The organism is Shewanella vaxholmensis (assembly GCF_031932135.1).
GTDB lineage: Bacteria > Pseudomonadota > Gammaproteobacteria > Enterobacterales > Shewanellaceae > Shewanella > Shewanella hafniensis.
Window position 1 is genome coordinate 190,698 of record NZ_JAUOEV010000003.1, and the last position, 19,311, is coordinate 210,008.

The 19,311-nt window shown below is 44.3% G+C and carries 22 protein-coding genes; 15 read left to right on the plus strand and 7 right to left on the minus strand.

The features are described 5' to 3' along the window. Nucleotides 1-199: 199 nt before the first annotated feature. The 3 genes from Q4Q46_RS04450 (at nt 200) to tpx (ending at nt 2,367) form a co-directional block, all read left to right on the plus strand. Nucleotides 200-790 (plus strand): OmpA family protein, encoded by a 591-nt coding sequence (locus Q4Q46_RS04450; protein WP_311905332.1) that lies wholly within the window; start codon nt 200-202, stop codon nt 788-790. Between the two features lie 32 nt (nt 791-822). Next, nucleotides 823-1,650 carry a mechanosensitive ion channel family protein gene (locus Q4Q46_RS04455; RefSeq protein WP_006082505.1) on the plus strand — a complete coding sequence of 276 codons (828 nt, stop codon included), beginning with the start codon at nt 823-825 and terminating at the stop codon, nt 1,648-1,650. A gap of 123 nt (nt 1,651-1,773) precedes the next feature. After that, entirely contained in the window at nt 1,774-2,367 is a 594-nt protein-coding gene (gene tpx, locus Q4Q46_RS04460) for a thiol peroxidase (protein ID WP_107402319.1), read from the plus strand. Between the two features lie 76 nt (nt 2,368-2,443). On the opposite strand, the gene Q4Q46_RS04465 is transcribed toward tpx, so the two are convergent. Both Q4Q46_RS04465 and Q4Q46_RS04470 read right to left on the minus strand, forming a co-directional pair. Then, nucleotides 2,444-3,085 (minus strand): trimeric intracellular cation channel family protein, encoded by a 642-nt coding sequence (locus Q4Q46_RS04465; RefSeq protein ID WP_311905333.1) that lies wholly within the window; start codon nt 3,083-3,085, stop codon nt 2,444-2,446. A gap of 361 nt (nt 3,086-3,446) precedes the next feature. After that, nucleotides 3,447-4,007 (minus strand): DUF4136 domain-containing protein, encoded by a 561-nt coding sequence (locus Q4Q46_RS04470; RefSeq protein ID WP_006082509.1) that lies wholly within the window; start codon nt 4,005-4,007, stop codon nt 3,447-3,449. A 178-nt stretch (nt 4,008-4,185) separates the two neighbouring features. Here Q4Q46_RS04470 and Q4Q46_RS04475 point away from each other — a divergent pair, with 178 nt between their 5' ends. From Q4Q46_RS04475 to ruvX, 4 genes are all read left to right on the plus strand, one after another. Next, on the plus strand, nt 4,186-4,503 hold the full coding sequence (locus tag Q4Q46_RS04475) for a hypothetical protein (protein WP_006085701.1): 318 nt from the start codon (nt 4,186-4,188) through the stop codon (nt 4,501-4,503). A gap of 178 nt (nt 4,504-4,681) precedes the next feature. Then, nucleotides 4,682-5,011, plus strand: a complete 330-nt coding sequence (gene yciH, locus Q4Q46_RS04480) for a stress response translation initiation inhibitor YciH (protein WP_037392612.1) — start codon at nt 4,682-4,684, stop codon at nt 5,009-5,011. A 66-nt stretch (nt 5,012-5,077) separates the two neighbouring features. After that, nucleotides 5,078-5,641, plus strand: coding sequence for a YqgE/AlgH family protein (locus Q4Q46_RS04485; RefSeq protein ID WP_006082512.1), 564 nt, complete (start codon nt 5,078-5,080; stop codon nt 5,639-5,641). Nucleotides 5,642-5,670: 29 nt separating this feature from the next. Further along, on the plus strand, nt 5,671-6,096 hold the full coding sequence (gene ruvX, locus Q4Q46_RS04490) for a Holliday junction resolvase RuvX (RefSeq protein ID WP_006082513.1): 426 nt from the start codon (nt 5,671-5,673) through the stop codon (nt 6,094-6,096). 85 nt (nt 6,097-6,181) lie between these two features. On the opposite strand, the gene hemH is transcribed toward ruvX, so the two are convergent. From hemH to Q4Q46_RS04510, 4 genes are all read right to left on the minus strand, one after another. Further along, complete coding sequence (gene hemH / locus Q4Q46_RS04495; protein WP_006085703.1) at nt 6,182-7,195, minus strand: ferrochelatase; 1,014 nt, start codon at nt 7,193-7,195, stop codon at nt 6,182-6,184. Between the two features lie 32 nt (nt 7,196-7,227). Further along, nucleotides 7,228-7,767: a glutathione peroxidase gene (locus Q4Q46_RS04500; protein ID WP_037392614.1), complete on the minus strand. Its 540-nt coding sequence runs from the start codon at nt 7,765-7,767 to the stop codon at nt 7,228-7,230. A gap of 187 nt (nt 7,768-7,954) precedes the next feature. Further along, complete coding sequence (locus Q4Q46_RS04505) at nt 7,955-9,067, minus strand: PilT/PilU family type 4a pilus ATPase (protein WP_006085705.1); 1,113 nt, start codon at nt 9,065-9,067, stop codon at nt 7,955-7,957. Nucleotides 9,068-9,076: 9 nt separating this feature from the next. Beyond that, on the minus strand, nt 9,077-10,114 hold the full coding sequence (locus Q4Q46_RS04510; protein WP_006082517.1) for a type IV pilus twitching motility protein PilT: 1,038 nt from the start codon (nt 10,112-10,114) through the stop codon (nt 9,077-9,079). 35 nt (nt 10,115-10,149) lie between these two features. On the opposite strand from Q4Q46_RS04510, the gene Q4Q46_RS04515 reads away from it, so the two are divergent. From Q4Q46_RS04515 to Q4Q46_RS04550, 8 genes are all read left to right on the plus strand, one after another. Next, nucleotides 10,150-10,848, plus strand: coding sequence for a YggS family pyridoxal phosphate-dependent enzyme (locus Q4Q46_RS04515; RefSeq protein ID WP_071938283.1), 699 nt, complete (start codon nt 10,150-10,152; stop codon nt 10,846-10,848). A gap of 215 nt (nt 10,849-11,063) precedes the next feature. Next, on the plus strand, nt 11,064-11,882 hold the full coding sequence (proC, locus tag Q4Q46_RS04520) for a pyrroline-5-carboxylate reductase (protein WP_006082519.1): 819 nt from the start codon (nt 11,064-11,066) through the stop codon (nt 11,880-11,882). Nucleotides 11,883-11,931: 49 nt separating this feature from the next. Further along, nucleotides 11,932-12,480, plus strand: coding sequence for a YggT family protein (locus Q4Q46_RS04525; RefSeq protein ID WP_311905334.1), 549 nt, complete (start codon nt 11,932-11,934; stop codon nt 12,478-12,480). Then, complete coding sequence (yggU, locus tag Q4Q46_RS04530; RefSeq protein ID WP_006082521.1) at nt 12,480-12,779, plus strand: DUF167 family protein YggU; 300 nt, start codon at nt 12,480-12,482, stop codon at nt 12,777-12,779. The genes Q4Q46_RS04525 and yggU overlap by 1 nt, the downstream gene beginning before the upstream one ends. A gap of 132 nt (nt 12,780-12,911) precedes the next feature. After that, a complete protein-coding gene (locus tag Q4Q46_RS04535) occupies nt 12,912-13,346 on the plus strand; it encodes a DUF4426 domain-containing protein (protein WP_006082522.1) in 435 nt (144 codons plus the stop codon). Nucleotides 13,347-13,485: 139 nt separating this feature from the next. After that, nucleotides 13,486-14,103: an RdgB/HAM1 family non-canonical purine NTP pyrophosphatase gene (rdgB, locus tag Q4Q46_RS04540; protein ID WP_011847370.1), complete on the plus strand. Its 618-nt coding sequence runs from the start codon at nt 13,486-13,488 to the stop codon at nt 14,101-14,103. Beyond that, on the plus strand, nt 14,103-15,269 hold the full coding sequence (gene hemW, locus Q4Q46_RS04545) for a radical SAM family heme chaperone HemW (protein WP_115334186.1): 1,167 nt from the start codon (nt 14,103-14,105) through the stop codon (nt 15,267-15,269). The genes rdgB and hemW overlap by 1 nt, the downstream gene beginning before the upstream one ends. Before the next feature lie 152 nt (nt 15,270-15,421). Next, the gene (locus Q4Q46_RS04550; protein ID WP_311905335.1) at nt 15,422-17,272 is read left to right on the plus strand and encodes a DUF885 domain-containing protein; all 1,851 of its coding nucleotides are present in this window, start codon (nt 15,422-15,424) and stop codon (nt 17,270-17,272) included. 695 nt (nt 17,273-17,967) lie between these two features. Here the strand turns inward: Q4Q46_RS04550 and Q4Q46_RS04555 are convergent. Then, entirely contained in the window at nt 17,968-18,909 is a 942-nt protein-coding gene (locus tag Q4Q46_RS04555; protein ID WP_006082526.1) for a LysR family transcriptional regulator, read from the minus strand. Nucleotides 18,910-19,311: the final 402 nt, after the last annotated feature.

Below are 19,311 nucleotides of genomic sequence, written 5' to 3' on the forward strand. Positions count from 1 at the left end.
AGTTGCTAGAACTCATAAAAACATAAACATACTCAAGATATTGCCGATATATGTCTGTCGACGAGTCGACACGTGAGCGCGTTTCACTTGGCGAAATGCGCCTAAGTCGATAGAATGCCGCACTAAGATGGTCATGCTGCAATCATGCGTTCACTTTAGTAATTTTGACTAGTACTTATCGTTCAATAGGTGATTTGTAGTGAAAAACTCCCAATCTCGATGGATTCAGCTGGTAATTTTACTATTAAGTTTAAGCCTAACATCGCAGGTATTCGCTTGGTCTGATACTGACCAAGATGGCGTGCCTGACATCAAAGATGCCTGCCCTAACACAGCGCCAGACACGCAAGTAATGGCCAATGGCTGTGTTGAAGAGGTCGAGGTGGAAGCGACTGCATCAGCAGATTGTAGTACGAGTAATCCCAATGCTGAGTTCAGCGCAGATTGTCATAATATTTCTACCGCTGTGGTGTATTTTGAATTTGCCATTGCCGAAGTTGACTTTTCGCAATGGAAAACTTTAGCCTTAGTGAAAGCATATTTAGCAGCGAATGATGTCGCACTAACCTTAGTGGGTCACACAGATATCGTTGGCACGCCTGAGTTTAATTATCAGCTGTCACTTCAGCGCGCTCAAAATGTGAAACGTATTTTGGTTGATGATTATGGCTTTAATCCAAATCGCTTTACCGTAATGGGTAAAGGTATATCTGAACCTGTAGCGGACAACCGTTCTAGCGAAGGGCGCAGTTTAAATCGACGAGTACAATTTATCGTCAATAATAAATAGTTTTAGTTAGCGTATATTTAGGGAGTTATTCAATGGAAAACCTTGAAGGTTTATTAAAGCAAGCACCGGATCTGATTGTGACTTATGGCTTAAAAGTTTTATTTGCCATTATCATTTTCTTTGTTGGTAAATACTTTGCCGGCGTAGCGCAAAAGCTGGTTCGTAAATTACTGAACAGCCGTAAAGTTGATCCAACCGTTGTTTCATTTGTCGCAAACCTCGCTTGGGCAATTGTGTTTGTTTTCGCTGTGATTGCAACCTTAGGCCAAATTGGCGTACAAACCGCATCATTGGTCGCCGTTATCGGTGCCGCTGGTTTAGCGGTGGGTTTAGCACTACAGGGTTCTCTGTCTAACTTCGCATCGGGCGTGTTAATGGTGTTATTCCGCCCTTGCCGCGTTGGTGACTATATTGAAGCCGCTGGCATTGCCGGTACTGTTGATGAAATTACTATATTCTCAACCAAACTTCGCACGCCAGACAACAAGGTTATTGTGGCGCCAAATTCATCCATCATGAATGGCACTATCACTAACTATTCGGCAATGGATACTCGCCGTATCGATTTAGTGATTGGCGTGTCTTATTCTGCCGATATCGCACTCACGAAGAAAATCTTAACTGAGATTTTAGACAACAACCAATATGTGTTAAAAGATCCATCATATACAGTTGGACTGGCTGAATTAGCGAACTCTTCAATTAATTTCGTGGTTCGCCCTTGGGTAAAAACGGCTGATTATTGGACGGCTCGTTTCCAACTGCTTGAGCAAATCAAAAATGCATTAGATGCCGCCGATATCGGTATTCCATTCCCACAAATGGATATTCATGTCAAAGAATTGCCACTCAGCAAATAACCCTAAATGAATAACCAAGGTCGGCAATTGCCGGCCTTTTTTTATGGTTCCGCGTAGCATTTTAGCGTACCTTAAAGGACAGATATTAGCGAAGGCACAGATATTTATGTGCGAGGAAATCCAATGCAAAAATACGTATCATTTTTAGCCGCCAGCTGCATTTATGGCTTAGTGCTGATGAGTCCCAATGCGCTTGCCAGTGAGAAAACCCAGGTTCTTATGGGTGAAAAAACCGTCACCTTGGAAGGCAAGTTACCTAAGCTGTCGCAAATGGCGCCAGGATTCAAAGTGGTTGATGATCATTTTGCGCCTGTCATGCTAAGCGACTTTAAGGGTAAAACCGTGCTGATAAGTGCCGTACCAAGCTTAGATACGGGCGTGTGTGCACTACAAACTAAACGTTTCAACAGCGAAGTGGGCCATTTTTCCGATGACGTGGTCATGCTAACCATCAGTGCCGATTTACCCTTCGCACAGAAACGTTTCTGCAAAGTAGAAAACGTAGATAAAATCAAAGTACTATCCGATTCTGTCTGGCGTGATTTCGGTGAAAAATATGGCTTGTTGATTCAAGATTACGGCTTGCTCGCGAGAGCTATTTTCATCATAGATGCCGAAGGTAAACTCCAATACCAAGAGTTAGTTCCGAATATCACCGAGCATCCTAACTATGATGCCGCACTTGAAGCGCTGAAAACCATTCAAGCACAGCAGTAATTTACCGCTAAAAAACAGGGCTGCCTTAGCTGCCCTTTTGTTTTACGTTTGTATTTCTACGATTTGGTTTTACGATCTAATGTGTGTGCTGATCGCCATTGGCCTGATAATCAAAGGTCGGCATAGACCAATGATAGCGCAGCGCTAACATCCGCAGGCTAAAACCAACGCTCAGACAAATAACTAGATTAATCCACTCGGTTAATTGATAGGCTTTTAAGACGATATACAAGCCTGCCGTCAGTAGTGAAATCACTGCGTAGAGTTCTTTCTTAAAAATCAAAGGCACTTGATTACACAGGATATCGCGGATAACGCCACCAAAAACGCCCGTCACCAATCCCATCACCACGGCAATCGTTGGGCTAAATCCCAACATTAAGGTCTTCTGCGCGCCCACGATGGAGAACACGGCTAAGCCTAAGGCATCGATAGCTAAAAACAACTTAGATAGATAACGCATCACAGGAGCGATAGCGACAGTGAGCAAAGAAGCGAATGCAATCGCAATAAGGTAATTCACGTGCTCAACCCAAATTAAGGGGTAATTGCCGAGCATAATGTCCCTTAGTGTGCCGCCACCAATCGCCGTTGCGCAGCCAATGATCACTACACCAAACAAATCCATCTGCTTGCGACCCGCCGCCAGAGCGCCCGTCATAGCCTCGGCAATAATACCAATAAGCCAAAGTAATCCAATAATCTGCGTCTCATGCATCTCTGCTACTACCAACAAGGTAAAGAAACAGATTCTGCCTGATAAACCCTCAGTTCTATAATGATTTTATTTTGAATTGATCATTAGAAAAATTAATTCATCATTTCATCAATAATGAATTGCCAATACCTACAACCACAAAATAGCACTGTATAAATTGCAAATAAAATAGCCAGTTATGCGCAAAACTACTTCTCACGTCTATTTAGATAACTAAAATTTTTAATAAGTATTAATAACGTAAATTCAATCAGATGATAAATAACTGCAGATCATCTAATCGAATGGGCAAAACGCATAAAAATTAGCCACAAAAAAGCGGCCCTCAGGCCGCTTAATTTTTATTCAAACTGAGTCAGGACTACTTAGTGTCAGGCTTAGGGGGATAATTTGCCATCACACTGCCCACCGCTTGATTGATGATCTGTACTCTTTCTTCTGGGGTATTTTTGTCGCGAATGGTATCGGCAACAGAACCACGCCAGATAAGCTTAGTAGTTTTATTATCAACTAAATCAATAATCAGAGTACCAACTTCATATTCTCTCACTGTAGTTTGGGTCTGCATATTGCCGCCCCAACCCCATCCTGGACCATAGTATGGGTTGTAGCCAAAATTACTATTGAAGGTATCAACGTTGATTTTCTTATCGACTTTGGTCAGGTAGTTAACCAATACATCAGCGTCTTTCGCATCGACTAATGTCATGCCTTTACTCGCTAACTGGCTATTAACCGCTTCTCTTACTCTTTGATCCATCAAGCCATCAAGATGATATCCGGCAGAATCGGCTTTCTGAGCAACCCAAGCATAGGTTTTATATTGGGTAAAATTAGCGCTAGGATCATAGTCCCAACCAGACTTCATCGAGCTACAGGCACTTAATGCCAGCACGGCTAAAGCTACAAAAATATTTTTCATCTTAATTTCCTCAGATGTTCGAACCGAACAAAGACAAGTATCAGAGATATGAATTTAGCTTACAGAGCAATCATCTGATCTACAACTCAATTGATTAAAAAGCAGCATCTCATTCAGCTTGACTTCAGCAAGATCAAAGATGATAATGATTATCAATTGAGATTAAAGGAATAATGAAATGTACTGGTTTATTAGCGCGTTTTTGGTTGCATCAGCCATTTTCTTCCTTGCGCCAGAAAAAATCTCACTCGAGGCAAATAACGCAAAAATAAAGCGCCATTTGCCTGTCAGCTTACTGATTTTACCTCTTATTGTACTTGGCTGGTTGGTCATAGATACCGTCGCGAATGGTACTAACTATGCGACAGTCGCCGCATTCGGCTTTGTGACTACCGCCTGCTTAATTGCGTTACCTAAGCTGCATAAATTTATTATGCCCAGCGCCTTACTGACCGCAGTAGCGCTGATCATCATGGTCTTTATGCGCATGAATTAAAACGGCTGAAAACGCTCCCTTTTTCAAAAATATGCTTACTTCCCTGCAAAGAGTTAGCATTTTGTTCAGACCACTTAAGGATAATCCTCAAGTGGTCTTTTTTTACCTCCCAGAACCCCTGCAAATTTGATAAACTCAACGGGTATAAGTCATCTTTTAACACCAATGAATGAAATCTATGAAAGCAGATCCTAATGTATCCTTAGTGTACAGCACCGACAAAGGCCGTATTAATGCAGAGCCCGTCACTAAAGCGATTCCTGAATCCGACGGTATAGTCAGGATCCATAGAGACAGTAAGGGCCGCAAAGGCAAAGGCGTTTCGATTATCTCAGGCCTAGGTCTCGATGAAACCGCGTTAAAAGCAATGGCTCAAACCCTTAAAAAACAATGTGGTTGTGGTGGCACGGTTAAAGATTTCACTATTGAGGTCCAAACCGATAACCGCGAGCAATTAAAGCTATTGCTTGAGAAGCAGAACTACAAAGTTAAATTAGCTGGCGGTTAATCTCGCCCGACTTAGCAATATAGCAGCATGCTAGATCAACTTAGCCACATCGAACGGAGTAGTTAAATGGAGAGTTTGCAGAACCATTTCTTAATTGCCATGCCTTCACTGCACGATACGTTTTTTGAACGCTCAGTCATCTATATCTGTGAACATGATGCCAAAGGCGCCATGGGACTGGTGATCAATAAACCGCTCGGTATCGAAGTTAATTCGCTATTAGAACAAATGGATTTGCCAGCTGAGCAAGTATCCACAGATTTAGCGTTCAATGCCAATGTCATGATGGGCGGACCCGTTTCCCAAGATCGTGGCTTTGTACTGCATACCTCTCAGCCCTATTGGGCCAACAGCACAGATCTGGGTTGTGGTTTAATGTTAACCACCTCACGCGATGTGTTAACCGCTATTGGAAGCAACAGATCGCCAGAGAAGTTCCTCGTCGCATTAGGATATGCTGGATGGAGTAAAGATCAGCTCGAACAAGAGCTTGCCGATAATTCTTGGCTAACGATTCCTGCAACCAATGCACTCTTGTTTGACATTAAACACGAAGACCGTTGGCCACAGGCCAGCCGAGCTCTTGGATTTGATGCTTGGCAGGTTTCAGCTCAAGCGGGTCACGCTTAAGCCTATTTCTTAATATAAGTCAGCACACTATGAATTCGAAAACCGTATTAGGCTTTGATTTTGGCACTAAAAGTATTGGTGTGGCTATAGGCCAAGAAATCACCGCTAGCGCCACGCCATTATTGTCAATCAAAGCCGTCGATGGGATCCCCAACTGGGATCAGATAGGCGATTTAATCAAAGAGTGGCAACCCGACCTAGTGGTTGTTGGTCTGCCCTTAAACATGGATGGCACTGAGCAAGATATGACCCACAGGGCGCGTAAATTTGCGAACCGTATCAATGCTAAGTTCAAAGTCAAAATAGCCACTCAAGATGAGCGATTAACCACTACCGATGCTAAGGCGAGATTATTCGAGTTAGGCGGATTCAAGGCGCTCACCAAAGGCCAAGTCGATGCGGTGTCTGCCGTACTAATTATCGAAAGCTACTTTGAAAATAACTTCAGCAAGTAATGCCACAATAAAAAACCATATAAAAAGAAAAGGATAAGTTGCCTTATCCTTTTCAGTTTGATGTTTAACCCGATAAATTACCGGATCAAAAATGTGGCTTCACTAAGTTGGCCATCATAGTAATGTGCGCATCATCATCGTTTAGTGCAGCAATGTAGCGGAACTTCTCACCACCCGCCTCGGCAAAGAGATGACCATTCTCACCAACAATTTCTTCCAGCGTTTCTAAACAATCGGCGCTAAAAGCTGGGCAAACGATAGCAATATCGCGCACACCTTGTTGCGGCAACGCTTTCAAAGTCGCATCGGTATAAGGTTGTAGCCATTTGGCTTTACCAAAACGCGATTGAAATGTCATGACAAACTCATCTTTACCTAACCCAAGCTTTTCGGTAACCAGTCGAGTCGTTTTCATGCAGAAGCAATAATACGGATCGCCTAAATGTAAATTACGCTCAGGCATACCATGATAAGACAACACCAATTTTTGCGGTTTACCATGGGCTTCAAAATCAGCCGTGATCGAACTCGCTAACGCGTTAATAAAATCAGCATTATCATGATAAGTATTAATAAAATGCAACGATGGAATATAGCGCCACTTAGACAACTCAGCCGCAATCGCATCAAAAGCAGAACCCGTAGTTGGCGCCGCATATTGGGGATACAGAGGTAACACCACGATTTTATCAATGCCATTTTGATGCATAGTTTGCAATGTACTGGCGACCGATGGACTGCCATAACGCATTGCTAAATGGACAGAAACATCATGGTTATCGGCGTTAAGTTTATCCGCTAACTTCGCCGTTTGACGCAAACTAATGTCCATTAACGGTGAGCCGGCCGCTGTCCATACCTTCTGGTATAACGCCGCCGATTTTGCTGGGCGTACCCGCAAAATGATCCCGTGTAAAATCATCATCCACACTAATTTAGGAATTTCGACTACGCGGGGATCTGCTAAGAACTCAGCTAGATAACGCCTAACAGCCGATGCTGTGGGTGCATCTGGCGTACCTAAATTTAATAACAGCACGCCCACTTTGCCGCGCTGTCCGTGTCCAACTTCTTTGGATAAGCCTGAAAATTTAGCCAAAACAGCCTCTTAATTAATAAATACTTATAAAATTAAAGTACAGATTCTATTGCTTGCTTAAGCTCTTCGCTATCTGGCTTCACTTTAGAATTGAACTGTTGCACAACCGCGCCATCGCCGCTAACGACATACTTATAAAAATTCCACTTAGGCGCACCGGTTTTTTCGGCTAAGTATTTAAATACGCTATTGGCGTCACTGCCACGCACAGCTGAAGTCGACAACATAGTGAAAGTGACACCGTAATTGATGTAACACACCTTAGCCGTGTCTTTCTCGTCATTTTCTTCTTGGAAAAAATCATCCGATGGGAAACCAATAACCACTAAGCCTTTGTCTTTATAGTTTTCATGCAATGCTTCGAGCGCTTTAAACTGCGGGGTATAACCACAGTTACTCGCAGTGTTAACAATCAACACTGGCTTTCCCTGAGTCAATTCACACAGATTAACTGTCTCTTCAGAATGTAATTTTCGTACTTCAAGGTTCAAATACTCAGGACAAGTGGCCGCCATAGCGCCAACACTCATCAAGCTCGCTGTCATAGCGAATATCATAGGTAATTTTTTCATTGCTTTCTCCTTTACCGGTACATTACGTAAACGTACTAGGTAAAGATCATATTGAATTAAAAAATAAAAGCTATGGTTAACGACCGCATAGCGATGAAGTAAAACCGATTGAGCTGAACGAAAATCTAACGACACCAACAAAAAGCAGCCCATAAAGAGCTGCTTAACCTAGAACCTGACTATCGCGTTAGTCCATGTCTAAGGTGACACCTTCCATAAAGCCTGAGCCCGTGGATTCTTTATTCTGTAATTTAATCATCAAACGTAAATCGTTCGGTGAATCAGCATGGTGCAGCGCATCGGCGTAACTAATCTCGCCATCGACATAAAGTTTGAGCAAGGCTTGATCGAACGTCTGCATGCCCTGCTCGTTGGATTTTGCCATGGTTTCTTTGAGTAAATGCAGCTCGTTCTTCGCAATTAAACTCGCCACCCTTGGGGTGTTAATCAATACTTCAATCGCGGCGCGGCGCCCAGTGCCATCGACTTTTGGGATCAATTGCTGCGCCACAATACCGCGCAAATTCAATGACAAATCGAACAATAACTGCTGATGTTTACTCTCAGGCACGAGGTGCATAATGCGGTCTAATGCTTGGTTGGCGTTGTTGGCATGCAAGGTTGCCATACAGAGGTGGCCTGTTTCCGCAAACGACAGAGCGAACTCCATCGTCTCTTGGGTACGAATTTCACCAATCAAAATCACATCGGGTGCTTGGCGAAGGGAGCTTTTTAGCGCCGCATCGAAAGATTCAGTATCTATGCCCACTTCACGCTGGGTGATAATGCTTTTTCTGTGGTCGTGAACAAATTCGACTGGATCTTCAATCGTGAGAATATGGCCTCGAGCATGACCATTACGATATCCCACCAAGGCAGCTAGAGATGTCGACTTACCTGTACCCGTTCCGCCCACCATAATAATGAGACCACGTTTACTCATCACCAGATCTTTCAGAATGGGTGGCAGTTTTAAATCATCGACGTCAGGGATTTTAGTTTCGATACGACGCATCACACAGCCTGGCGATTCACGCTGCCAAAAGGCGCTCACCCGAAAACGACCTAAATCCTTTGCAGCAAAAGCAAAGTTACACTCACGAGTTGAATGAAACTCTTGTTTCTGCGCTTCGGTCATTAAGGATTCAACAAAATCCAGTGATTGTGCCGGAGTAAAGGCACTTTCAGCCAAGGGACGCAATTCACCGTCAATCTTGGCACTTGGCGGAAAGCCAGCTGTAATGAACAAGTCGGAGGCTTTGCGCTCAACGATCACTTTTAAAAACGGAAGAACATCCATCATAAATCCTTAAAATGTCGCTTGTTTATTCGAACTCTTCGCCATTGCATCTTCACGGGTGATAAGACCGCGATTGACTAAGTTCTGTAAACATTGCTCTAAGGTCTGCATTCCGTGGGCCATACCGGTTTGAATCGCCGAATACATCTGCGCCACTTTGTCTTCACGAATAAGGTTACGAATAGCGGGAGTGCCCATCATGATTTCATGGGCGGCGACACGGCCTCCGCCTACCTTTTTAATCAGGGTTTGTGAAATAACCGCTTGCAGTGATTCCGACAACATAGTGCGCACCATGTCTTTTTCACCGGCGGGGAATACGTCGACCACACGGTCAATGGTTTTCGCGGCGGAGGTGGTATGCAAGGTACCAAACACTAAGTGGCCTGTTTCTGCGGCGGTCATCGCCAAACGAATGGTTTCAAGGTCACGCATCTCACCGACTAAAATCACGTCCGGATCTTCACGTAGTGCACTTCTAAGCGCCGCATTAAAGCTGTGGGTATGGCGGTGAACTTCACGCTGGTTAATCAAACATTGCTTATTTTGGTGTACGAATTCGATAGGATCTTCAATGGTTAAGATGTGATCGTGTCGATTTTCGTTAACGTAATCCACCATAGCGGCAAGTGTGGTACTCTTACCTGAACCCGTTGGCCCAGTCACTAGGACTAATCCCCGAGGGAAACTGGCGATTTTTTTAAAAATCTCCGGCGCACCCAATTGCTCAAGTGACAAGATGTCGCTAGGAATGGTACGAAATACGGCCGCAGCACCACGGGATTGATTGAATGCGTTAACACGAAAGCGTGCAAGATTAGGGACTTCGAACGAGAAATCGATTTCTAAATGTTCTTCGTAGTCCTTGCGCTGCTTATCATTCATTATGTCGTACACTAGGCTGTGTACGCCTTGGTGATCGAGCGCGGGCAGGTTAATCTTTCTCACTTCACCGTCGACACGGATCATGGGAGATATCCCTGCAGAAAGGTGTAGATCCGAGGCTTTGTGTTTTACACTAAATGCCAATAACTCAGTGATTTCCATCGTTTGGGATATCCTTGCAACTAGATAATTACATCATGACAACAATAGCAGACAGACTCGCAATCGCCCAGCGCAGGATCGCACAAGCGGCGCAAAAATGTGCACGCCAACCTAGCAGTATTCGCTTACTTGCCGTCAGCAAGACCAAACCTATTGAAGACATTATAGCAGCCTATCAAGCCGGTCAGCGTTGCTTTGGCGAAAACTATGTCCAAGAAGGCGCGGAGAAAATTACCGCACTCAAGGGGGATTTTCCGGACATTGAATGGCACTTTATCGGGCCACTCCAATCCAACAAAACCAGCATAGTCGCCCAGCATTTCGATTGGATGCACACTGTCTCGCGCGACAAAATTGCCCAACGTCTCAATGACCAACGTCCAGCTGAATTAGCGCCATTGAACGTCTGTATTCAAATTAATATCAGTGCTGAAGACACAAAATCTGGCATAGATGCGGCGCAAATGCTGCCACTGGCCGAACTGATCGCTCAGTTACCTAATCTCGCACTGAGAGGCCTAATGGCAATCCCAACGGCTACTGCAGATACTGAGTTACAGCTTAAAGAGTTTTCTATGTTAAACAATCTATTTCAAGAACTTAAATCACATTACCCTAGTGTAGACACGCTTTCCATGGGGATGAGTAATGACCTAGATGCAGCGATTAGCTGCGGTTCTACTATGGTGCGCATTGGCAGTGCCATTTTTGGTGAGCGAAATTACGCGGCGTAAACTCACCCGAGGCATGAAGTTCGAGGTCAGTGTGTGGGCTTGACCTTGTTTTTAGCGCTTTATGCCCAAATACTGTATTAAAGTTCACGACATTTAAGATCAATTAGCGAGAGTCGACTAATCTGGCTCTGACATTCAAATGACTAACCGTTTTATCATCTTGATTTAAGGTGAGTCTGTTACAAATTAACGGTTAACACACTGAAGAGAATCAAATGGATCAACAGAAAATCTGCTTTATCGGTGCCGGCAACATGACGCGCAGCATCATCAGTGGCCTAGTTCATAGCGGCTATCCTGCTCAACTCATCCAAGCGACCAATCCTAGCCAAGGTAAACTCGACGCACTAAAAGCCGATTTAGGGATTTTGGTTTCTCAAGATAATTTAGCCGCAGCACAAGCTGCCGATGTCATAGTGCTGTCGGTAAAACCGCAATTGATGCAGCAAGTGTGTGAAGCATTACAAACTGTAGACATGTCGCAAAAGTTAGTCATCACTATTGCTGCAGGCATCAAAGCAAAGCGTTATACCGATTATCTGGCGCAGGATATTAAGCTTATCCGCGCTATGCCCAATACACCGATGCAGATTAGTGTGGGCATGACTGGCCTCTATGCGCCTCAGGCTATTTCTACCGAGCAAAAAGCCATTTGCGATCGTTTGATGTCCAGCGGCGGCGAAATTGTGTGGGTTAATGAAGAGTCAGAATTAGATCAAGTGATTGCACTATCGGGCAGTTCACCGGCTTATTTCTTTTTGCTGATGGAGTCTATGATAGATGCTGGCAAAGAAATGGGAATGGATGAAGACAAAGCCAGAACTTTAGTGCAGCAAGCCGCGCTCGGCGCTGCTATGATGGCAAAGCAAAATCCACAACTGACCTTAGGTAATCTAAGGGAGAATGTCACCTCAAAGGGCGGTACCACCGCACAGGCACTGGCGACATTTGAAGCTGCGGATATGCGTGGTTTAGTAAAAAAAGCCATGGAAAACTGCATTAAACGTGCAGAAGAAATGGCTAAGACATTTTAATTTCCACTAACGCGTTTTTATATCGGACTTTATATAGGTAGAAATCTCGATGAATGCATTTACCTTTTTAATCACCACACTATTCGACTTATATTTGATGGTGGTGATTTTGCGGATTTGGCTGCAACTGGCAAGGGCGGATTTTTACAATCCTTTTAGCCAATTTATTGTCAAAGCGACTCACCCGCTCATCGCGCCAATGCGCCGTATTCTGCCTTCCTTAGGACGGTTTGATACCGCATCATTCGTCCTCGCGTTGCTGGTCGTGATGGTCAAAGTACTGCTGATCAGTCTTATCGCGGGCGGTGGCATAGACATACTGCTGTTTTTGATGTTTGCCGTCGTATCTGTGATCAAAAAAGCAGGGGTATTGCTGTTTTGGATGCTGTTGATACGCGCAATATTGAGCTGGTTTAACCAAGGCTATAACCCAATAATGATGGTCATGGGCCAGTTAACTGAACCCGTATTAGCGCCAATCCGCCGTATCATACCGCCAATTGGTGGCTTAGATTTATCGGTAATGTTGGTGATTATTGGTATGAATTTCCTCAATATGTTACTTGCCCAATATATCCCTTATTGGGCTGTGATCTAATGAGTGCAGTGACTTTGCAGCAAGGTGACTTGCTGCTTAATCTCTACATTCAGCCTAAGGCCAGCCGAGATCAAATTGTAGGACTGCACGGTGATGAGCTAAAAGTAGCCATCACTGCGCCGCCTATTGATGGCAAGGCCAATGCCCATTTAAGCAAGTACTTAGCAAAGACCTTTAAAGTGCCAAAGAGCGACATTCATATAATGAAAGGTGAACTTGGTCGGCATAAGCAAATCCGCGTGATTGACCCAAAGATCATCCCAAGCATCATTACTGAGCTGATGGGACAAACTAGCTGAGCTAATGCTATTGAAAGGCTGAAAACAAACGAATTTTCTTTGAATACGGTTAATTTATCGATAAACAGATAGACATAAACAATAGTCACAGCGACCTATACTCAAACATTCCCTAATATGAGGTATCCCATCATGTTCCGTAATATTCTGGCTGTATTAGCCCTCACCGCTAGCCTTTGTGGTGTTGCAAACGCAGAGCAAAAAGAAACTGTCGGCAATTTTGACATTCATTACATGGCACTTGGCAGTACATTTTTAACGCCTAGCATAGCCAAATCCTATGGCATTCAACGCAGTAGCTATACAGGCATTATCAACATTGCGGTATTAGATATCAGCGAAGCGAATAAACCCGCAGTACCCGTTGAAATTACTGGTGTCGCCAATAACTTATTAGATGCTCGAATCAACTTAACCTTCAAAGAGATCCGTGAAGGTGATGCGATTTATTATATTGCCGAAGTTCCTTACCGCGATGATCAGGAGATCAACTTCAATATCGCGATCAAGCATGGTAATCAATTAAATACCAACTTGCAGTTCAAGCAAAAATTCTACGTTGAATAAGCCAAGCTAAGATTATCGCAAGTCATACACCACTTTAGGATGGTACAAGTCTGTACCGTCCCGCCCTTTTCCTGTCCTTTAGCCCGCAGCTTGGGTATCATTGCCGCAGTATAAGTCGCCCCAATGATATAGGTGTTCCATGCAACAAATCGTCCTCGCCAGTGGCAACAAAGGCAAACTCGCCGAATTCGATCAAATGCTCGCCAGCTACGGTGTCACTGTACTGCCGCAGAGTCAGTTTAATGTCAGCGAAGTGGCCGAAACGGGCACCACTTTTGTCGAAAATGCTATTATCAAAGCCAGACATGCCGCCGAAATCACCGGACTTGCGGCCATTGCCGATGATTCAGGTTTAGAAGTGGATTTACTCCAAGGCGCTCCCGGCATTTATTCAGCGCGTTACGCGGGCGAGAATGCCAAAGATCAAGACAACGTATTGAAACTACTTGAGACATTAAAAGACCAGCCAGCACCTCGCAGTGCGAGATTCCAATGCGTGCTGGTATATATGCGCCACGCCAAAGATCCAACCCCAATTATTTGCCAAGCCGCATGGGAAGGCCAAATCGACTTTAACCAACGTGGTGACAATGGCCATGGTTACGATCCGATTTTTATCCCTGAAAATTATCAATGTAGCGCGGCGGAGCTCAGCAGCAACGAGAAAAATGCCTTAAGCCATCGTGGTAAAGCCCTAGTGCAACTCATCGCTGCCATGCAAGCCCAAGGCGTGTTAACTGGCGGGAATGCACAATAATGTCGTCAACTGCCGTGACTACTGCGATGAAGCTCGAACTGCCGCCACTCAGTCTGTATATCCATATTCCTTGGTGCGTACAAAAGTGTCCTTACTGCGACTTTAACTCCCATGGTCAAAATGGTGAGCTGCCACAGGAAGCCTATGTTGATGCGCTATTGGAAGACTTACGCCAAGATTTACATCTCGTCCAAGGGCGGCAGATCCATACCATCTTTATCGGTGGCGGCACACCATCCTTATTCGATGCTTTGCAAATCAAACGCATACTCGATGGTGCCAATGCGCTAATCCCCTTTAGTGACAATATCGAAATCACCATGGAAGCCAACCCTGGCACCTTAGAACACGATGATTTTAGTGCCTATCGCGCAGCCGGTGTCACTCGTTTATCTATCGGTGTGCAAAGTTTTTCTAAGGATAAGCTCAACTTACTTGGACGTATTCACGATCAAAACGAGGCACAAGTCGCTGCTCAAAAAGCCAGCCAAGCGGGATACTTGAGTTTTAACCTCGATTTAATGCATGGATTACCCAACCAAAGTTTTGCTGAAGCGATGGCCGATATCGACACGGCAGCGGCGCTGAATCCGCCCCACCTGTCTTGGTATCAGTTAACAATTGAGCCCAACACCCTATTCCACTCAAAACCGCCGCAGTTGCCCGATGACGAAGCGCTCTGGCATATCTATGAGCAAGGTCAACAAAAGCTGGCCGCATTAGGGTATGAGCAATACGAAATATCCGCTTATGCGAAACCCGGTTACCAATGTAAGCACAATCTCAACTACTGGCAGTTTGGTGATTATCTAGGCATAGGCTGTGGCGCCCACGGTAAAGTGACGCTGCCAGAAGAAAACCGCATTATACGCACGGTAAAAATTAAACATCCCAAGGGATATCTGAGTGCCAGCAACTACACCTTCGAATCGATTGATGTGGCAGAGGAAGATCGCGCGCTTGAATATTTAATGAATCGCCTGCGCCTGATGACACCTATCCCTAAGCAAGAATTTGAACTGCGTACCGGACAGCACAGAGACACATTGACCGAAGGAATGGAAAAGGCCAAACAACGCGGTTTACTCACAGAATCCGCTGAACATTGGCAATTAACCAGTAAAGGTCACATGTTTGTTAATGATTTACTGACACAATTCTGCTAACACTGCCGTTAAAATAGCTATATAAATAATGTGTTAGTGGTCAATAGTGCAGTTTAATACTATTACTGCTAACACATTTTCTAACATTAATATCCATACATTCTTGTCCAGCTTCTTTAGAATTGATGCAACTCAATCCAGGAAGCTTGATCATGCCAATAAAAACTAAAATCAGCTTAGTCGCACTAACCCTTTCAGCCCTGCTGACCATTCCCGCATATGCAGCATCAAGCTCGCCAGCCTTACACAGTGCAAGCGAACCTATGAATGCAGTGGTGCAAACCGAGTCAGACAAAGCCAATGCGTTGTTCGAAACCATCTTCATGGAAAACATCATGGCGAGCCCTATTTCGCAAACCTATATGGGGATCAAGCAAGACTATGATAAATGGGATGAACTGGGTGATGCCGCCGATGATAAAGCCCTAGCACGCACGAAAAAACAACTGGCGCAGGTCAATCTGATTGATGCGGCCAAACTCGATCCACAAACAAACCTCAGCCTCACCTTACTCAAACAAAATCTGCAAAATGACATCGAAGATGACCAATGGCGCTACCATAATTACCCTGTGAATCAGATGTATGGCGGCCACTCTATGATAGCCTCCTTCTTAATTAACCAACATCAAATCACAGATGTTAGCGATGCCAAGGCCTATATCAGCCGCTTAAATGGCGTGCCCAAACGTTTAAGTCAATTACAGGCAGTGTTAGAAGTCCGCGCAGACAAAGGCATTATTGCGCCTAAGTTTGTATTCGCCTATGTGATTTCAGACAGCCAAAACATCATCAAAGGTGCGCCTTTTGATAAAGGTGACGACAGCGCGTTACTCGCAGATTTTCGCCGTAAAGTGAACGCATTAGCGATTCAAGAAACAGAGAAACAAGCGTTAATAAAGCAAGCTGAGCAAGCACTAGTGACTCAAGTCGAGCCCGCCTACAACAAGCTCATTGATTATATAAAAACGTTAGCGACCAAAGCTGACGACCGTGATGGAGCGTGGAAACTCCCTAATGGCGCCGCCTTCTACAACAATGCCTTAGCTCGTACTACTACGACAAACATGACCGCCGATCAAATCCATGACTTAGGGCTTTCTGAAGTGGAACGTATCCACAACGAAATGCGCGCCATCATGAAGAAGGTCAATTTTAAAGGCGATTTACAGCAATTCTTTAGCTTCATGCGTGACGATCCCCAGTTCTACTACCCCAATACCGCCGAAGGTAAAGCCGCTTATTTAGCAGAGGCGACTAAGCTCATCGACAATATGAAGTCGCGCTTGGATGAAGTGTTCAAAGTAAAACCTAAGGCCGCGATGATAGTGAAACAGGTTGAAGCCTTTAGAGAAAAATCTGCGGGCAAAGCCTTCTATGAGCAACCGGCACCGGATGGTTCGCGTCCAGGTAGCTACTATGCAAACCTATATGACATGAAAGCCATGCCGAAATACCAAATGGAGGCACTGGCCTATCACGAAGGTATTCCGGGTCATCACATGCAGATCGCCATTTCCCAAGAACTGCAAAATATTCCTAAATTCCGCAAGTTTGGTGGTTATACCGCGTATATCGAGGGTTGGGGTTTATATAGCGAATCTTTCCCGAAAGAAATGGGACTCTATGCCGATCCTTACTCTGACTTTGGTCGTCTAGCAATGGAGCTATGGCGAGCCTGTCGCTTAGTCGTAGATACTGGTATCCACGCTAAAAAGTGGACCCGCGAGCAAGGAATTGCCTATTACGTAGATAATACGCCCAATGCTAAATCGGATGCGGTGAAAATGGTTGAACGTCATATCGTTATGCCATCGCAAGCGACAGCCTATAAAGTAGGTATGATTAAACTACTAGAGCTAAGACATAAAGCAGAGCAACAGCTTGGCAGTCAATTTGATATCCGCGACTTCCATACGCTAGTACTTGCTAACGGCGCATTGCCACTGGACGTGTTAGAGCAACAAGTCGATCTCTGGATAGCCAGCAAGAAAAAGGCCTAATGCACTAATGCTTTAATGCTTTAATGCTTTAATGCTTTAATACCTAAGTGCTTAGTAGTGAAGCACGGTTAACTTGCTTCACGACTAAAGCGACATAGGTGAATGCCTTAGCTACCCCCAATAAAAAAGCCACTCGAAAGTGGCTTTTTTATTGGTACCATTATCCCGTTAGATAACAGAACCCTTCTCACTGTGGGTCACTATATTTGTTGTATTAATTTATGCTTTAGCACTCGCCTTCACATCACTTAACACACAGTTGCGACTTTAGGGTACAGGGAGACAAAACTTGTGCCTAAAGCTGTAAACCATCAATAAAAAAATTACCTCAGCGATAAGGCTGAGGTAAACCAAAAACTAGGATGATGGTTTAAAGAGCCAACATTGTTTTAGTTCTCAAACTTCTGTTGGCTGTGATCCAAAACTGCATAAATGCCGACCTGTACACAAAAATTGAAAGGGGTCATTTCCAATAAACGTATAGGACTCAGGTCATTCCGAATCAACTGCCACCATTGTATTCAATTAAGAACAGAGTTCAAGGATGTTATAAAAAACAGCTTTATAACACCCTAAAAAATCATTCGCAAATGCACCCACCAATTCAACCTAAAGCATTGATTTTAAATAGTCACAAAAGTGCCTAGTTAATTTAAAATTACATATAACTGGTTTTGAGAACAATGTTTCCTATTTTACTGACGTTTACTGAATAATTCGACATAGGGCGCATCCCAATACGGCGGCGTTCCTATGTGATCTTTGATGAATTCGATAAAAGAACTGACCTTAGGTGCTAAGTGCTTACGACGGGGATAAACCGCCTGCAATGGCAGATGGTGGGTCAATTGCCAATCCTTCAGTAAAGGCACTAATGTCCCCTTGGCAATTTCATCTTCCATCAGATAACTTGCAAGATACACAACCCCAAGACCACTGATTGCGGCGGATTTTAATGCGGGTGCGTTATCCACCCTGAAATTGCCCGATACGCCAATTTCACAGTAATCATCACCCTTCTTAAATTGCCACATGCTGTGCTCGTGCCACTCGCCTTGATAGACCAAACAATTGTGGTCAACTAACTGCTCAGGTCGAGTTGGTTCGCCATGTTGAGCAATGTAGCCTGGAGAAGCAACTAACAGGAATTGGCACTTCATCAGAGGTCTAGCAACCATGCCAAGCGGTAATTGCTCCGACATAGTTAACAGTAAGTCTAAGCCTTCACTCACTACATCTACTTTATGGTCCAGTAAGCTCACTTGTAGCTCAAGCTCAGGATGTTTTGCCATAAAGGATGGCAGCGCAGGAATGATATGCATCACCCCAAAGGACTGGGAAATCCCCACCTTAAGCACGCCGCGGGTCGCATCATTTAAGTTATGCACGCTGGCTATCGCTTGTTCAGCGTCACGCAGCAATTCTTCACCTTGCAGATACAGCAAATGCCCTGCTTCAGTCAGGCTTAAGCTGCGGGTGGTACGTTGGATTAATTGAACACCAAGTCTATGTTCAAGATCGGCGACTTGTGTACTGACCTTAGACTTAGAAATCCCAAGCCTTCTTGCGGCGGCACTAAAACTACCAGCTCTGGCCACATGAGTAAAAATCGCAATAGGTTCTAACAGTTCTAACATGGAAGTCGCCTTAAGCTGTTTACGACAATGATATTAACTTTCGGTGAATAGCAGTGGTTAGCGTAATCATCGCTTAAAAATAACCATAGCATTGATATCTCGCATTAAAGTGATATAACGCAGAGATTTAGACCGAAAAAGTCCACTAAAGTAGGGTGTTATATCTGACTGATATGCCAGCTTTTAATTATATTTTAAGAGTATACCAAATATTCGTCTCTAGACTGTAACATTCCGAACTAAATCGCTGCAAGCCAAGCCTACAAGCCACATCGACTTTATCCTCATAGCTTTCGCCACTAAGAATTAGCCAATAAAAAAGCCCCTAGGCGATAAATTGACTAGGGGCGTAGCATTCAAATTTGACTCATGCACAAGGAGATAGAAGTTATTGCAGTTAAA

What these genes read in the sequence shown, in the direction of transcription:
- Q4Q46_RS04455 (WP_006082505.1), top strand. Translation starts at nt 823, where the DNA reads ATGGAAAACCTTGAAGGTTTATTAAAGCAAGCACCGGATCTGATTGTG.
- tpx (WP_107402319.1), top strand. Translation starts at nt 1,774, where the DNA reads ATGCAAAAATACGTATCATTTTTAGCCGCCAGCTGCATTTATGGCTTA.
- Q4Q46_RS04465 (WP_311905333.1), bottom strand. Translation starts at nt 3,085, where the DNA reads ATGCATGAGACGCAGATTATTGGATTACTTTGGCTTATTGGTATTATT.
- Q4Q46_RS04470 (WP_006082509.1), bottom strand. Translation starts at nt 4,007, where the DNA reads ATGAAAAATATTTTTGTAGCTTTAGCCGTGCTGGCATTAAGTGCCTGT.
- Q4Q46_RS04475 (WP_006085701.1), top strand. Translation starts at nt 4,186, where the DNA reads ATGTACTGGTTTATTAGCGCGTTTTTGGTTGCATCAGCCATTTTCTTC.
- yciH (WP_037392612.1), top strand. Translation starts at nt 4,682, where the DNA reads ATGAAAGCAGATCCTAATGTATCCTTAGTGTACAGCACCGACAAAGGC.
- Q4Q46_RS04485 (WP_006082512.1), top strand. Translation starts at nt 5,078, where the DNA reads ATGGAGAGTTTGCAGAACCATTTCTTAATTGCCATGCCTTCACTGCAC.
- ruvX (WP_006082513.1), top strand. Translation starts at nt 5,671, where the DNA reads ATGAATTCGAAAACCGTATTAGGCTTTGATTTTGGCACTAAAAGTATT.
- Q4Q46_RS04500 (WP_037392614.1), bottom strand. Translation starts at nt 7,767, where the DNA reads ATGAAAAAATTACCTATGATATTCGCTATGACAGCGAGCTTGATGAGT.
- Q4Q46_RS04505 (WP_006085705.1), bottom strand. Translation starts at nt 9,067, where the DNA reads ATGGATGTTCTTCCGTTTTTAAAAGTGATCGTTGAGCGCAAAGCCTCC.
- Q4Q46_RS04510 (WP_006082517.1), bottom strand. Translation starts at nt 10,114, where the DNA reads ATGGAAATCACTGAGTTATTGGCATTTAGTGTAAAACACAAAGCCTCG.
- Q4Q46_RS04515 (WP_071938283.1), top strand. Translation starts at nt 10,150, where the DNA reads ATGACAACAATAGCAGACAGACTCGCAATCGCCCAGCGCAGGATCGCA.
- proC (WP_006082519.1), top strand. Translation starts at nt 11,064, where the DNA reads ATGGATCAACAGAAAATCTGCTTTATCGGTGCCGGCAACATGACGCGC.
- Q4Q46_RS04525 (WP_311905334.1), top strand. Translation starts at nt 11,932, where the DNA reads ATGAATGCATTTACCTTTTTAATCACCACACTATTCGACTTATATTTG.
- yggU (WP_006082521.1), top strand. Translation starts at nt 12,480, where the DNA reads ATGAGTGCAGTGACTTTGCAGCAAGGTGACTTGCTGCTTAATCTCTAC.
- Q4Q46_RS04535 (WP_006082522.1), top strand. Translation starts at nt 12,912, where the DNA reads ATGTTCCGTAATATTCTGGCTGTATTAGCCCTCACCGCTAGCCTTTGT.
- rdgB (WP_011847370.1), top strand. Translation starts at nt 13,486, where the DNA reads ATGCAACAAATCGTCCTCGCCAGTGGCAACAAAGGCAAACTCGCCGAA.
- hemW (WP_115334186.1), top strand. Translation starts at nt 14,103, where the DNA reads ATGTCGTCAACTGCCGTGACTACTGCGATGAAGCTCGAACTGCCGCCA.
- Q4Q46_RS04550 (WP_311905335.1), top strand. Translation starts at nt 15,422, where the DNA reads ATGCCAATAAAAACTAAAATCAGCTTAGTCGCACTAACCCTTTCAGCC.
- Q4Q46_RS04555 (WP_006082526.1), bottom strand. Translation starts at nt 18,909, where the DNA reads ATGTTAGAACTGTTAGAACCTATTGCGATTTTTACTCATGTGGCCAGA.